Origin of the sequence: Actinomycetospora soli (genome assembly GCF_021026295.1) — a bacterium.
Lineage (GTDB): Bacteria > Actinomycetota > Actinomycetes > Mycobacteriales > Pseudonocardiaceae > Actinomycetospora > Actinomycetospora soli.
Genome location: NZ_JAJNDA010000001.1, coordinates 184,665 through 198,674, shown reverse-complemented (window position 1 = coordinate 198,674; position 14,010 = coordinate 184,665). Strand labels below are relative to the sequence as shown.

Annotated in this window: 16 protein-coding genes and 1 pseudogene; 8 read left to right on the top strand and 9 right to left on the bottom strand. The window is 74.8% G+C overall.

Translation table 11 applies throughout. The features are described from left to right. The first annotated feature begins 4 nt into the window (after positions 1–4). Both LN037_RS01010 and LN037_RS01005 read left to right on the top strand, forming a co-directional pair. Positions 5–1,468 carry an aldehyde dehydrogenase gene (locus LN037_RS01010; protein ID WP_230748972.1) on the top strand — a complete coding sequence of 488 codons (1,464 nt, stop codon included), beginning with the start codon at positions 5–7 and terminating at the stop codon, positions 1,466–1,468. A gap of 29 nt (positions 1,469–1,497) precedes the next feature. Beyond that, on the top strand, positions 1,498–2,475 hold the full coding sequence (locus tag LN037_RS01005; protein WP_230748970.1) for a zinc-binding alcohol dehydrogenase family protein: 978 nt from the start codon (positions 1,498–1,500) through the stop codon (positions 2,473–2,475). Here the strand turns inward: LN037_RS01005 and LN037_RS01000 are convergent. Continuing rightward, positions 2,465–3,915: pseudogene (locus tag LN037_RS01000) on the bottom strand (FGGY-family carbohydrate kinase). The gene LN037_RS01005 and the pseudogene LN037_RS01000 sit on opposite strands and share 11 nt — an antisense overlap. A gap of 142 nt (positions 3,916–4,057) precedes the next feature. After that, a complete protein-coding gene (locus LN037_RS00995; protein ID WP_230748968.1) occupies positions 4,058–4,849 on the bottom strand; it encodes a MerR family transcriptional regulator in 792 nt (263 codons plus the stop codon). A 47-nt stretch (positions 4,850–4,896) separates the two neighbouring features. Here LN037_RS00995 and LN037_RS00990 point away from each other — a divergent pair, with 47 nt between their 5' ends. From LN037_RS00990 to LN037_RS00970, 5 genes are all read left to right on the top strand, one after another. Beyond that, complete coding sequence (locus LN037_RS00990) at positions 4,897–5,331, top strand: acetyltransferase (protein WP_230748966.1); 435 nt, start codon at positions 4,897–4,899, stop codon at positions 5,329–5,331. 67 nt (positions 5,332–5,398) lie between these two features. Beyond that, positions 5,399–6,385 carry a sensor domain-containing diguanylate cyclase gene (locus LN037_RS00985; protein ID WP_230748965.1) on the top strand — a complete coding sequence of 329 codons (987 nt, stop codon included), beginning with the start codon at positions 5,399–5,401 and terminating at the stop codon, positions 6,383–6,385. 66 nt (positions 6,386–6,451) lie between these two features. Next, positions 6,452–7,522: a GGDEF domain-containing protein gene (locus tag LN037_RS00980; RefSeq protein ID WP_230748963.1), complete on the top strand. Its 1,071-nt coding sequence runs from the start codon at positions 6,452–6,454 to the stop codon at positions 7,520–7,522. A gap of 92 nt (positions 7,523–7,614) precedes the next feature. After that, positions 7,615–8,265, top strand: a complete 651-nt coding sequence (locus LN037_RS00975) for a hypothetical protein (protein WP_230748961.1) — start codon at positions 7,615–7,617, stop codon at positions 8,263–8,265. Between the two features lie 22 nt (positions 8,266–8,287). After that, positions 8,288–8,710 carry an NUDIX domain-containing protein gene (locus LN037_RS00970; RefSeq protein ID WP_230748959.1) on the top strand — a complete coding sequence of 141 codons (423 nt, stop codon included), beginning with the start codon at positions 8,288–8,290 and terminating at the stop codon, positions 8,708–8,710. An 81-nt stretch (positions 8,711–8,791) separates the two neighbouring features. Here LN037_RS00970 and LN037_RS00965 read toward each other — a convergent pair whose 3' ends face one another. Continuing rightward, the gene (locus tag LN037_RS00965; RefSeq protein WP_230748957.1) at positions 8,792–9,037 is read right to left on the bottom strand and encodes a hypothetical protein; all 246 of its coding nucleotides are present in this window, start codon (positions 9,035–9,037) and stop codon (positions 8,792–8,794) included. A gap of 40 nt (positions 9,038–9,077) precedes the next feature. Next, positions 9,078–10,403: an SLC13 family permease gene (locus LN037_RS00960; protein WP_230748955.1), complete on the bottom strand. Its 1,326-nt coding sequence runs from the start codon at positions 10,401–10,403 to the stop codon at positions 9,078–9,080. Between the two features lie 95 nt (positions 10,404–10,498). Here LN037_RS00960 and LN037_RS00955 point away from each other — a divergent pair, with 95 nt between their 5' ends. Further along, a complete protein-coding gene (locus LN037_RS00955) occupies positions 10,499–10,942 on the top strand; it encodes a DUF3293 domain-containing protein (RefSeq protein ID WP_230748953.1) in 444 nt (147 codons plus the stop codon). On the opposite strand, the gene LN037_RS00950 is transcribed toward LN037_RS00955, so the two are convergent. The 5 genes from LN037_RS00950 to LN037_RS00930 all read right to left on the bottom strand — a co-directional run bounded on the left by LN037_RS00950 (position 10,932) and on the right by LN037_RS00930 (position 14,010). Beyond that, positions 10,932–11,405, bottom strand: a complete 474-nt coding sequence (locus LN037_RS00950) for a hypothetical protein (RefSeq protein WP_230748952.1) — start codon at positions 11,403–11,405, stop codon at positions 10,932–10,934. The genes LN037_RS00955 and LN037_RS00950 overlap by 11 nt on opposite strands. A gap of 37 nt (positions 11,406–11,442) precedes the next feature. After that, on the bottom strand, positions 11,443–12,066 hold the full coding sequence (locus LN037_RS00945; RefSeq protein WP_230748950.1) for a hypothetical protein: 624 nt from the start codon (positions 12,064–12,066) through the stop codon (positions 11,443–11,445). After that, positions 12,063–12,569 (bottom strand): hypothetical protein, encoded by a 507-nt coding sequence (locus LN037_RS00940; RefSeq protein ID WP_230748948.1) that lies wholly within the window; start codon positions 12,567–12,569, stop codon positions 12,063–12,065. Before LN037_RS00940 ends, LN037_RS00945 begins: the two co-directional genes overlap by 4 nt. Positions 12,570–12,682: 113 nt before the next feature. Further along, a complete protein-coding gene (locus tag LN037_RS00935; RefSeq protein WP_230748946.1) occupies positions 12,683–13,423 on the bottom strand; it encodes a hypothetical protein in 741 nt (246 codons plus the stop codon). Further along, on the bottom strand, positions 13,423–14,010 hold the full coding sequence (locus LN037_RS00930; protein WP_230748944.1) for an ASCH domain-containing protein: 588 nt from the start codon (positions 14,008–14,010) through the stop codon (positions 13,423–13,425). The genes LN037_RS00935 and LN037_RS00930 overlap by 1 nt, the downstream gene beginning before the upstream one ends.

Genomic DNA, 14,010 nt, shown 5'->3' with positions numbered 1-14,010 from the left:
AAGCATGGAACAGTTCCGGATGCTGATCGGCGGCCGTGCCGTCGACGCGATCTCCGGGAGGACGTTCGACTCGCAGAACCCGTACACGGGCGAGACCTGGGCGTCGATCCCCGACGGCGGGCCCGAGGACGTCGACGCCGCCGTCGCGGCCGCGCGCTCGGCCTTCGAGGGCGAGTGGGGCGCCATGACCGGCTTCGCCCGCGCGGCGTGCCTGCGCCGGCTCGGCGACCTGATCGGCCAGAACGCCGAGCGGCTCGCGACCCTCGAGGTCAACGACTCCGGCAAGCTCTACCGCGAGATGCTCGGGCAGCTCAACGGCCTCGGCGGCTGGTACCACTACTTCGCCGGGCTGGCCGACAAGATCGAGGGCGCGCAGATCCCCTCGCCGAACCCCAATTACCTCGTCTACACCCGGCGCGAGCCGATCGGCGTCGTCGCCGCGATCACGCCGTGGAACTCGCCGCTGCTGCTCATGACCTTCAAGCTGGCGCCGCTGCTCGCGGCGGGCTGCACCGTCGTGATCAAGCCGAGCGAGCACGCCCCGGCGTCGACGCTCGGGTTCGCCGACCTGATCGAGCAGGCCGGGATCCCGGCGGGCGTGGTCAACGTCGTCACGGGCCTGAACCGCGAGACGGGCGCCCACCTGGCGGCGCACCCGGGCGTCGACAAGGTCGCGTTCACCGGCTCGACGGCGACCGGCAAGCACGTCGGCCAGGCGGCGATGGAGAACCTCAACCCGGTCACCCTCGAGCTGGGCGGGAAGTCGCCGCAGGTCGTGTTCCCCGACGCCGACCTGCAGGCCGCAGCCAACGGCCTCGTCGCGGGCGTGTTCGCCGCGACCGGCCAGACCTGCATGGCCGGGTCGCGCCTGATCGTCCACGCCGACGTGCACGACGAGCTCGTCCGGCTCGTGGCCGAGCGCGCCGCCTCGATCAAGCTCGGCAACCCGATGGACGCCGAGACCGAGATGGGCCCGGTGGCCAACCAGCCGCAGTACGAGAAGGTGCTCGGCTACCTGGAGAAGGCCCGCGACGAGGGCGCCACGATCGCCTACGGCGGGTCGGCCGATGAGTCGCTGGGCAGCTACTTCGTCAAGCCGACCGTGCTGAGCGTCAAGCCGACCGACACCGTGTACCGCGAGGAGGTCTTCGGGCCGGTGCTCTCCGCGGTGACGTTCACCGACGAGGACGAGGCGGTCAAGCTCGCCAACGACACGCCCTACGGCCTGGCGGGCGCGGTGTGGACGAAGGACATCCACCGCGGCCACCGGGTCGCCGGGAGGATCCGGGCCGGCACGGTGTGGATCAACGCCTACCGGGTGCTCTCGCCGAGCGTCCCCTTCGGCGGGTTCAAGCAGTCCGGGCTGGGCCGCGAGAACGGGCTGAACGGCATCGACGCCTACCTCGAGACCAAGGCGGTGTGGGTCGAGCTGACCGGCGGCACGCGCGACCCGTTCACCCTGGGCTGACCCTGCTCCCGGGCGGGTACCGCACACGCATGAAGGCCATCGCCTACACCGAGAAGTCCGGCCCGTTCACCGAGATCGACCTGCCCGAGCCGACCCCCGGTCCCCGCGACCTCGTCGTCGAGGTCCGGGCGGTCTCGGTCAACCCGGTCGACACCAAGCTCCACCACGGCGTGGACCCCGGCGGGGAGCCGAAGGTCCTGGGCTTCGACGCGGCCGGCGTCGTCACCGCCGTCGGCGACGAGGTGACCCTCTTCTCCGTCGGCGACGAGGTCATGGAGGCCGGCTCGATCCTCCGGCCGGGGACGAACGCGCAGTACCACGTGGTCGACGAGCGCATCGTCGGCCGCAAGCCCTCGACCCTCGACTGGGCCGAGGCGGCCGCGCTCCCGCTGACCGCCATCACGGCCTGGGAGTCCCTCTTCGACCGCTTCCGTCTTCCGGACGGCAGGTCGCGCACGTTGCTCGTCATGGGTGCGGCCGGCGGAGTCGGGTCGATGGTGCTGCAGTACGCCCGAGCGCTGACCGACCTCACGCTCGTCGGCACCGCGTCGCGCGAGGCCTCCCGTGACTGGGCGACCGCGATGGGCGCCCACCACACGGCCGACCACCACGACCTCGTGGCCTCGGTGCGGAAGGTCGCCCCCGACGGCGTCGACCTCGTCTTCTCGCCCTTCACCGAGGGCATGATCGAGACCTACGCCGAGCTGCTGAACCCCGGCGGCGGCATCGTCGCGATCGACGAGCCCGAGGGCCTGGAGACGCTGCCGCTGAAGGACAAGAGCCTCGCGCTGCACTGGGAGCTCATGTTCACGCGGCCCATGTTCGAGCCGGCCGACATGATCGCGCAGCACGAGCTGCTGGACCGCACCGCCGAACTCGTCGAGGCCGGCACCGTGCGCACCACGCTCTCCGAGCGGCTCGACGGACTGACGCCCGCGACCCTGCAGCGGGCCCACGAGCTGGTCGAGGGCGGGCACATGACGGGGAAGGTCGCGATCACCGTCTGAGGCCGGCGAGGAAGTGCGCCGTCTCCCGGGTCGCCGGGTAGAGGGCGCGGTAGTGCTCGTGCATCGCGTCGTGGACCTCGCGGGTGGCGGGGTCCGGCCGGACGGTCCCGACGACGGGGTTCCACGCCGCGATGTCGGGCTCGGCCCCGACGGCCACCGCCGCGAGCCACGCGTCCCCGAGGGCCGCGCCGGTGGTGTCGGCGGGGACGTCCTGGGGCAGGCCGGTCACGTCGCTGACGATCTGCGTCCACACCCCGCCGGCCGTGCCCCCGCCCACCGCGACGAGCCGGGGGTCGGCCGCCGGGAACGCCCCGAGGTTGTGCCGCACGCCGTGGGCGATCCCCTCCAGCGCGGCCCGGTACAGCGCGGGCGCCTCGTGCTGCGTGGTCAGTCCGATCAGCACCCCGCGGGCGTCCGGGTCGAAGATCGGGGTCCGCTCGCCCGCGAAGTAGGGGAGCAGCAGCAGGCCGTCCGCGCCGGCCGGGACGTCCCCGGCGGCGGCGGTCAGCGCCCCGTGGTCACCGCCGACGAGGTCGCGCAGCCACGTGGTGACCGCGCCTCCGGTGGCCATCCCGGCCGCCGTCGTGAAGGAGCCCGGGGCGACCCCGCGGGTCGACCACAGCGTCTCGTGGCGGGCGGGCCCTCCGCGGTCTGGACCAGGAACATCGTCGTGCCGTACATGACCATGGTGTCGCCCGGACCGGCGACGCCCACCGACGCCGCCTCGGCCCAGGCGTCGATCGTCCCGGCCGTGACCGGTGTGCCCTCCCGCAGCCCGGTCTCCGCCGCGGCGCGCGCCGTCACGTGCCCGGCGACCTCGGTCGACCACGCGAGGCGGGGGAGCTCCAGGCCCGGCGCGACCTCGTCGGCGAGATCGTGCGCCCAGTCGGCGGCGTCGAGGTCGTGGAGCGGGTCGCACTGGCTCGCCGAGTGCTGGTCGAGGACGTACTCCCCGGTCAACCGGTGCACGAGGTACGAGCTCGCCATCAGCAGCATCGCCGTCCGCTCCCACACCTCCGGTTCGTGCCGCCGCAGCCACGCGAGCTTCGGCCCCACCGCCTGGCTCGACAGCGGCGTCCCGCCGCGGCGCAGGATCTCGGCCGCCCCGAAGCGCCCGGTCAGCTCGGCGACCTCCCGGGTCGCCCGGGTGTCGACGCCGTAGAGGATCGCCGGGCGCAGCGGCCGACCGTCGGCGTCGGCCGGCAGCAGTACCGGGCCGATCCCGCTGACCCCGACCGCGTCGGGTGTGCCGCCGAGCTCGCGGGTGAGGTGGACGAGGTCGTGCCACCACACCCCCTCCGCGTCGTGCTCGACGTGCCCGGGCGCGGGGTGGGACGTCGCGTGCTCGACCTGCGCCCTCGCCAGGACGGTGCCGTCGCCGCCGACGAGGACGCCCTTCGAGCTCTGCGTCCCGATGTCGACGCCGAGATAGGTGGGCATCTCAGCCGAGGTCGATCCGCAGGCCGGTCCCGCCCTCCGGGGTGGCGAGCTCGAGCAGCCGCGCGGCAGCGGTGTCGCTGATGCTCATGTCGCCTCCCCGGTCACGGCCCATGCTCGCACCCCGACGACGGGTGGGGCCGGTTCAGCTCGCCGAGTCCGGTCCCCCGTCGCTCCGCTCGCCCCGGTACGCCTGGATCGCGTCGTGCACGTACTGCGCGAGCCCCGGCTCCAGGTCGTCGTAGGTCCTCGCGAACCGCTCGTCCTGGACGTACAGGCACGCGAGGTTGCGGTGCATCTCCGGCGAGAGGTCGTAGAACCGCTCGTGGATCTGCCGCCCGTGCGCCTCGGCGGCCGCGCGGGCCGGCTCCGAGTCCGGGGCCGCGCCGGACCGCTTCGCGGCGACGAACGCCGCGTTGATCTCGTCGGTCTCGGCCTTGATCGCGACCCAGTCCTCCTTCGTGTAGCGCGCGGTCCGCTCCTGGGACTGGCGCCACTGCTCCGTGTCGCCCCAGCGCTCCTGCGCCTCGGCCTGGTACTCGTCGGAGAACCCGTCTCCGAAGAGCTCCCGGCGCTCCTCACGGGTCAGCGCGATTCCGTCCATCTCCGCCTCCAGGGCTCGGTCGATGGCCACGACGAGGTCGGTGAGCTCGTCGAGCCGGCTGGTGACCGCGTCCCGCTGCCGACGCAGGTGCGCCGCCACGTCCGCGCCCGGGTCGTCGAGGAGGACGGCGATGTCCTCCAGCGCGAACCCGAGCCGTCGGTAGACCACGACGTGCTGCAGGCGGGTGATGTCGGAGTCGGCGTACAGGCGGTAGCCCGACGGGCTGCGACGGCTCGGGCAGAGCAGCCCGATCTCGTCGTAGTGGTGCAGCGTGCGCACCGTCAGCCCGAAGCGTTCGGCGAGCTGGCCCACCGTCAGCGCCGTGTCCGTCATCCCGGTCATGATGGAGAGGTTCCGGCCTGACGTCGCGTGAGGGTCAAGTGCAGATCCGAGATTCGGTGCCCGACGACCTCGAGGCGCTCGTCGGCCTCTGGCGCCGGGCCGTCGAGGCGACCCACCATTTCCTCGACCCGGCGCACCTCGAGCGGTTCGGGTCGCAGCTGCGCACGCACCTGCCCCGCGCTGCCGTCCGGGTGGCGGTCGGTCCCGACGACGGGCCGCTCGGCTTCCTCGCCGCGCGCGGCGGTGAGATCGACATGCTGTTCGTCGACCCGGCGGCGCACGGGCGCGGCGTCGGGACCGCCCTGCTCGACGACGTCCGCGCCCCGATCCTCACCCTCGACGTCAACGAGCAGAACGAGTCGGCGTGGGCCTGGTACCGACGCCGCGGATTCGTCGAGACGGGGCGCGCGGAGACCGACGCGGACGGCCTGCCGTACCCGCTGATCCACCTCAGACGGGTCACCCCACCTTGACCACCGAGGGCCACTATCGGTCACAATGAGTGGTGGGGGAGCGGCTGTGGGTTCGCAAGGGGACGACGTGATCACCAGTGACGAGACGATGATCGTGACCGACGTGGCACCGGCGCGGGCCTTCGACCAGGCCTGTCGGATGGTGGTCGACTACCTCGGCGAGACCGTGCCGATCGGCGCCTGGGCGGTGACCCGCGTGGCCGCCGGTTGGCAGACCGTGCTCGTCGCCCACGACCGCGACTACGGCCTCGCACCCGGCGCCGGGAACCGGTGGACCGAGACGATGTGCCGCACGATGATCTCGGGCGAGACCCCGCGGGTGGTGCCCGACGTCGCCCTCCGCCCCGAGCTGGCGGGGCCGCACGAGTCGGCGGCCGCGCTCGAGTTCCCCATCGGCGCCTACGTCGGGACCCCGATCGTCCAGCCCGACGGCAGGCTGTTCGGCACCCTGCTCGGCATCAACCGGGACCCGATGGAACCCGGCTTCGTCGAGCACGAGGGGCTCCTGGACCTGCTGTCGAGCCTGCTCTCCAGCGTCCTCGAGGCCGACACGACGTCCGTCGAATCCGCGCGGGAGCTCGAGCGTGCGGTCTCGGACGCCGAGACCGACCAGCTGACGGGCCTGCTCAACCGGCGTGGGTGGACGCGGTGGCTGGAGCGCGAGGAGGAGCGCTTCCGCCGGTTCGGCGACCCCGCCTGCGTCGTGATGATGGACCTCGACGGGCTCAAGACGGTCAACGACACCGAGGGCCACGACGCGGGCGACCGCTACCTGCAGCGCACCGCCCACACGCTGCGGCACGCCACGCGGCACGGCGACCCGCTGGCCCGCCTCGGCGGCGACGAGTTCGCGATGGTCGCCACGGTGGGCGCGGACGACGCGGGCCCGCTCGTGGACCGGCTCCACGCGGTGCTCGACGAGGCCGGGACGCCGTGCTCCATCGGCGTCGCCCCCGTGGGGATCGCGACGGGCTTCTCCGAGGCGGTGTCGGAGGCCGACGCCGCGATGTACTCCGACAAGCGGGCCCGCAAGGGCGGCCGCACCCGTTCGTAGTCGCGGAGCCGCCCGACGGGGTGGTCGTGGTCTCCGGAGGCGTACCGCGGGGGCCCGAGGTGGTACGTGGGGATCGCGTCCCGCGACGACGAGGGGGTCCTGGTGCCGACGCGACTCGTGGAGGTGGCGGCGGAGCTCGTGCCGCCCAAGGCATTCGACGCGGCCTGCCGCATGGTCGTGGACTACCTGGCGGACACCGTCCCGATGGGGGTCTGGGCGGTGTCCCGCGTGGTCGGGCGCCGACAGACGATGCTCGTCACGGCGGACCGGGCGTACGGGCTGCGTCCGGGCGCCGAGGTGGCCTGGTCGACGTCGCTGTGCCGGACGATGTCGCTCGGGACCACTCCGCGGGTGGTGCCGGACACGGCCCTCGTGCCCGACCTCGCGGAGGCCGTCGACGCGCAGGCGCGGGACGCGGTGCGGGTCGGCGCCTACGTGGGCACGCCGGTCCTGCACGCCGACGGGTCGCTGTTCGGCACCGTCGTCGGCCTCAACCCGGATCCGCTGCCCGAGTCGTTCCTGCAGCACGAGACCCTGCTCGACCTGCTCTCCAGCCTCCTGTCGAGCGTGCTCGAGGCCGACAGCGCGGCCGTGGAGACCGCCCGCGCCCTCGAGCGCGCGGTGTCCGACGCGGAGACCGACCCGCTGACCGGGCTGCTGAACCGTCGGGGCTGGCAGCGTTGGATGGAGCGCGAGGAGCACCGGTTCCGGCGCTTCGGCGACCCCGCGGCCGTGGTGATGTTCGACCTCGACGGGCTGAAGACGGTCAACGACACCGAGGGCCACGACGCTGGTGACCGGTACCTGCGGCGCACCGCGGAGACGCTGCTCGCGGCGGTCCGGGGCGGGGACCCGCTGGCGCGGCTCGGGGGCGACGAGTTCGGGCTGGTCGCCTCCGTCGGCGCCGACGACTCGGCGCGGCTCGCCGACCGCCTCCAGGCGGTCCTGGCCGACGCCGACGTCCCGTGCTCGGTGGGGGTGGCGCCGTTCCGGGTCGACGGCGGGTTCGCCCAGGCCCTCGCGGACGCGGACGCCGCGATGTACGCCAACAAGCGCGCCCGCAAGGCCGCCCGGCCGGTGCACGCGGGGGTGGCCGGGGTGCACGAGCCGGCGGTCGAGGTGACGCCGGCGCACTGACGCCCCGCCCTCGTGGCAGGAAAGCGTCGTTGCCGGCGTCCGGTGGCAGGAACGCCACGTCGACGGAGCGCCCGATCGGGCATGATCGGGGCGTGGACTGGAGCGCGGTGCCCGGACTCCTCGACCGCGCGATCGCCCTGCAGCAACCCCAGGTCGACCTGACGCTCCGGATCGTCCGCGCGCGCTCCGACCGGACCCCGGCGCAGGTCGTGACGGTGCTGGAGCGCACCTACCTCACCACCGTCACCACCGCCGGCGCGTCGGTCGGGGCGTCGGCGGGCGCACCCGGCGTCGGGACCACGCTCGCGGTGGCGCTGGGCGGGGGCGAGCTCGCCTTCTCCCTGAACGCGGCCGTGCTGCACGCCCTGGCCGTGTCCGCGGTGCACGGCGTGCGGCCCGAGGAGGTCGAGCGCCGCCGGCTGCTGGTGCTGGCCGTCCTCGGGGGAGCCCGTGGGACGCAGATCGTGGAGGAGGCGGCCGGCGTGGTCGGCGGCACCTGGGGCGCCGCCGCGGTGCGGCACGTCCCCGCCGGCCAGCTGCTCAAGGTCCAGCGCGCGCTCGGGCAGCAGTTCGTCACCACCTACGGCGCCGCGCAGGGACGCGTGGTGTGGGGGAAGGTCCTGCCGTTCGGGTTCGGTGCGGTCCTCGGCGGCGTGGGCAACGCGCTCGTCGCGCGCGGCGTGATCGCGAACGTCCGCCGGGCGCTCGGCGACCCGCCGCACACGTGGCCCGATGCGGCCTGACGGCGTCCGGGACACTGCGGGGATGTTCCGCAGTCACGCCGCCGGGGGAGTGGTCGTCGACCCGGCGGGGCGGGTGGTCGTCGTGAAGCAGCGGTCGAACACCTGGTCGCTGCCCAAGGGTCACGTCGAGGACGGGGAGAGCGTCCTCGACGCGGCCCGGCGCGAGATCCACGAGGAGTGCGGCCTGGCGGACCTCGCGTACGTCCGCGAGCTCGGGTCGTTCAGCCGCCTCGCGGTCCGCCACGGCCTGCCCGAGCACAAGACGATCACGCTCTTCCTGTTCCGCAGCGGGTCCGCCGAGCTGCGCCCGCTCGACCCGGCCAACCCGGAGGCGCGCTGGGTCCCGGCCGACCAGGTCGCCGGCCTGCTCTCCCACCCCGCCGACGGACGCTTCTTCCGCGAGCGGGCGCTGCCGCTCATCCCCGACGACGGAGCTGCCGGCTGAGGAACGCCGCGACCGTCTGGCGAGGTGATCCTGGCCGTTACCGACGGCGGGTGGGTCGGCTTCCACCGACGGCGGACGGACCTAGCCGTCGTCGTCGTCCCCGTCGTCGTCCTGCGGCTGGGCGGGCGCGGCCGGGGCCGGCGCCACGGACTGCGCCGGTGCCCCGGGAGCCGGGGCCGGGGCGATCTGGCTGGTCGGCGGCGGGGCCGCCGGGGCGTCGTCGTCATCGTCGCCCTCGGCGGCGTGGCCGAAGCCGGTGAGTACCGCCACGAGACAGAAGATCGCCCCGAGGACGCCGAGCACGTTCACGATCCGATCCTTGGTCATCCGCGCCAGCGTGACCGCCGTCACCTGCCCGCGTCAAGATCTAGAGCCACCCCGGCAGAATCAGCACCGCCCACGCCAGCAACGGCCCCAGGACCACCACGGTGCCCGCGTAGACGAGCATCCGGCGGTAGAAGGCGTCCTTGTCGACGTCCTCGGGCGTGCTCGCCAGCACGAGCGCGCCGTTGGTCGAGAAGGGGCTGACGTCGACGACGGTGGTGGCGACGGCGAGGGCGGCCACCATGCCGATCGCGCTGACCGAGCCCTGCAGCAGGAACGGCAGCGCCAGCGGGATCGCGACACCGATGATCCCGGCCGACGACGCGAACGCCGAGAGGACCCCGCCGAGGTAGAGCAGGAGCAGAGCGACGACCAGCGGGACGCCGAGCGCGACGATGCCCTGCCCGACCAGGTCCGTCGTCCCGACCTCCTGGAGCACCCCGACGTAGGTGATCACACCGCACACCAGCAGCACCGTGGACCAGCTGATGCTCTTCAGCGCCTCGGCGTTGCCGGCGGGGGAGAGGACGCCGATCAGGACGGCGAGGCTCATGGCCAGCACGCCGACGTCCAGACCGAAGCCGACGGTGCCGACGGCCAGGACGACGATCGCGACGAGGGTCAGCACCTGCGGGTAGCTCACCCGCGTCCCGGTCCGCTCGCGCACCGCGACCCCGCCCGACCCGCCGTCGGGACGGTCCTCGCCGTCGCGCTCCTCGTCGGCGCGCTCCTCGTCGGCGCGGTCCTCGTCGACGTGGTGCGACCGCACGCCCATCAGGTCCCGGCCCCCGAGGAGCAGGAAGACCACCGCGGCGATGACGACGTTGAACGCCAGCGGGACGAGGAACAGGGTCAGCGGGCTCGACGGCAGGGCGGTGCCGGCGACGATCCCGTTCACGACGACGCCGTAGACGCTGATCGGCGAGAACGCCCCCGCCAGCGACCCGTGGACGACCATCATGCCCATCAGCAGCAGGTCGATCCGGTAGCGGCGGGCGAACGGCATCGCGAGCGGGGCCACGATGGCGACCGCGAACAGCGCCCCGATCGCGGAGAACACCGCGGCCAGCGTGAAGAAGATCCAGGGTGCGGCGACCAGGTGCCCGCGGACGAGCCGCATCGACCAGTGCACGAGCAGGTCGATCGTCCCGTTCTGCTGCGCGATGCCGAACAGGAACATCAGCCCGACGAGGATGAGGAAGAGATCCGTCGGGAAGCCGGCGAGCGCGTCGTCGAGGCTCAGCCCCGCCACGAGCACCCCGACCCCGGCCGCGGCGACGAAGCCGATCGCGCCGAGGTTGACCGGGAGCAGCGTGGCGATCACGAACATCGCCACCAGCACCAGGATCGAGACGACCTCCGGTCCCATGCGCACCTCCGTGAGCCCGCCACCCACGCCGGTGGTCCCGGGATTGCGACATACGGAATGCAATCCGTCAAACCGGATCGGGCAGGATGGGCGGCGTGCCCGGGCGCGAGGACCGCTTCGCCGGCTACCGCCTTGCCCGCCTGCGGGTGGACGACCTCGACGGCGCCCCGCTCGAGGTCCATCCCGCCCCGGCGGGCGAGCGCACGGGCCGGTTCCCGTTCGACGCCCCGGTCCACGTCCTCACCGCGTACGACCCGGCATCGGCCCGGCTCTCCGCCGCGGAGAACGCCCGCCGGCAGCGGGCGCTGGAGGCGGAACTGCCCCCGCACGTCCGCCGGTGGGCGTCCGAGACCGGCGCCGCCGACGGTTCCCACACCGAGCACGGCGTCCTCGTCGAGGGACTGACCGACGACGAGGCCGTGGCCCTCGGCGCGCGGCACGGCCAGGACGCGATCTTCCGGTGGAGCGCCGCGGCGTGGTCGGTCCTGCCCTGTGACGGGGGTCGGCGCAGCGACGCGGGGTGGCGGATCAGCGGGTGAGGTCGAGGACGTAGGCGGCGTCCGGGTCGACGCCGGCCTCGTCCGGCAGCCGCGCGAGGTCCTCCGTCGAGCCGCCGACCACGCGCACCCGCGCCACGGTCCACCCGACGCACCCCTCCGGCCGGGCCCGGGCGAGCTCGCCGTCGGGAACCCAGAGGAACGGCTCCACCGTGAGCCACCCCTCGACGTGCAGGCCCACGTCGAGCGGCAGCCGGCCCGCCGCGAGGAGGACCAGGCAGCACGGCGGGCTGCGGAGCACCGTCGTATGGCCGACCACCTCCGTCCGCCCGCCGACGGTGGTCAGGCCCGGGCGCGCTCCGGACTGCTCGAGGGCCTCGGTGCCGCCGGGCCCGGTGGCGGTGACGGCGAGCGCGAAGCCGGTGCGCACGGGGTCGCCGGTCGCCAGCCCGACGTACTCCCCGTCGGCGAGCATCCACGCCGGCACGACCGCCTCCACCCGCACGCCGTGCACCGTAGGCCCTGACCGCACCGCCACCCGCTCAGCCGACGCGGCGACGCGTGTCGGCGGCCCCGACCGGCAGCAGCCCGACGACCAGCACGAGGTCCTCGTCGACGTGGCGCGGCACCTCGCTGAGCTGCCGGGCCGGTTCCGGACGCCACGACAGGCGCGACGACAGCCGGATCGCGGTGACCCGGTAGCGCTCCCGACACAGCGCCACCTGCTCGCCGTGCTCCGTCCCCGGCGCCAGCTCCGGGTCGAGGTACAGCGCCCCCGCGACGGCGAGGTGGCCCGCGCGCGGCTCGGCGGTCGACCAGAACAGCGGGAACAGCCGTTCGCCCGCGTCGAGCACGCTGACCGGCGCGGGCCCGTCGGTGCTCGGCAGCGCCGTCAGCACGGTGCCCTGGGCGCGCACGAGGCCGAGATCGTCGTGGTTCCACCCGTCCCGGCCCGCTCCGGCGGGGAGCGTCTCCGCCACGAACAGGGCGGGCGCGGCGTCGATCAGGCACCCCGGCACGAGCCCCGCGAGGTCGGGGTCGTCGAGGAACGTCCCGGGCAGCTGCACCGCCAGCTCCTCGGTGCGGGCCCGCCGCACGACGACGGGTCCGCCGCGCCGGTCGCCCGCGACGCGCACCGGGCGGCGGCGGGGGCGGGGCCGCCTCACGCCGGTCCACCGGTCGGCGTGGCGTCGACCAGGTCGACCACGGCGGCCCGACCCACGCGCCGCCAGCCCCGGATCGTCCAGGGCCGGACGTCCGGTGCCGCCCCGACGGCGACGTGGAGCACGCCGGCGACCTCGAGCCGGGCGCCCTCCCGGACGCCGGCACCCGCGCCGAGCGACCACCGGCGGCCGGCCACCTCGAGGTGGCCGGGGGAGCAGAGCAGCTCCTGCGGGCGACGACCGAACGTGCCGCGCGCGTCCAGGCGGGCCCGGGCGTCGGTCTGCCAGCGGTCGGCGCCGACGAGGGCGGGTCGCACCTCGTGGTCGGCGATCGCGAGCGCGAGGCGCACGGTCTCCCCGGGCCGACGCGGCCGCAGCAGCGGCAGGGCCGCCGGCGGGACGAGGGCCGTGACGACCACCCCGTCCCAGCCGGGCAGCGCCAGCGGGAAGCGGGTGGGGCCGAGGACGGGCCGGAGGGGATGGTCGGCGCGGACGGTCGTGCTCACGGTGCCTCCTGGGGTCGGCGGGTGCCGTCATCCCCTTGGAGTGCGCCGGGCGCCGATCGGTTCCGGCCGATTCCGGCGGGATCCCGCGGGATCCCGGGTGTTCCCGGGCGGGTTCAGGCCCGTCGGACCGTCGCGCCGCGCAGCCGCAGCCCGCCGGGCCCCCGGCTCGCCGGGCCGGTCACCACCACCTCCGCGCCGATCAGCCGGGCCGCCTCGACGAACGGGTCGCCGTCGACGTCGAGGCCGGCGAGCACGCTCTCGACCACCACGTCGGCGCCGGTCTCGTCGAGCACCCGCAGCATTCGTCGCCGCAGGTCGACGCGGTCCAGCCGGCCGCGCACGGTCGCGGCCGACCCGTACCGGCGCGGCGCGTCCTCCCGCGGCCAGACGTCCCGGGACAGGGCGCCCGGCGCGAAGCTGACCGCGCGGAACCGGGCCCCGCCGAACGTCGCGGTGCGCCCGACCCGCGCCAGGGCGTCGAGCAGGTCCACGCACGCCTCGCCGAGCAGCGGCGTCGTCCAGCCGGGCGGCACCTCGTTCCACAGACCCCGCACGAGCTCGAACACGGCGTCGGTGACCTCGTGCTCGAGGCCGTCGCCCAGGACGCCCTCCTCGCCGACCGCGCACCGCAGCACGGTGGCCGTGCCCTCCGCGGCGAGCCCGACGACCCGCACCCGCGCCGACCGCTCGACCACGCCGGCGCTGCGTCCCGGGCGCGCCTGGTCGACGAGGTGGCGGGCCACGCGGGTGCTGAGCAGCTGCAGCGCGCCCAGCAGGCCCCGCAGCCCGGCGGCGTCGAGCTCCCCGGGGTGGTCGGGCCCCCCGACCAGCCGGACCACCACGTCGTCGGCCATCAGGGCTCCCGGTCGGCGAGCACGGCCCGGCCGCGCGGCGAGAGCTCGTAGCCGACGGGCAGCGACCGGGTCAGCCCGAGCGCCGTGAGCTTCCGGACGTCGGCCTTGAACGGCGCGGTCTCCCGGCCGAACCCGGCGGCGAGGTCGGGGGCCCGCCGCCCGGGCTCCCGCGCGATCGCCCGGAGCGTCGCCCACGTCCACGGTCCGTGGGTGCTGCGCCGGTCCATCGCGTCGAGCCGCGCCGCGACGGCTGCGGCCTCCGGCCCCGACGGCGGGTTCCCCGCCAGTTCGGCGCGCGGGTCCGGCTCGTCGAGCAGGTGGAAGCGGATGCGGAAGAGCGGCGTGTCGTCGGCGGCGTGGCGCCCGGCCTCGGCGAGCAGTGCACCCGCCGTCGGGAAGCCCGCGCGGGCCGCGTCGGCGTCGGTGACCGAGCCCGGGTCGACCTCGGTGACGTCGTCGACGTGCAGCCGGCCGACCGGCGTGCGGTACGGGTGCCCGGCCCGGACCTGCGCGCGACGCCACCGCCGGAAGGTGAGGTCGACCTCCCCGCGCGCGATCGGCTCCGCGAAGCGCCGGGCGAACAGCAC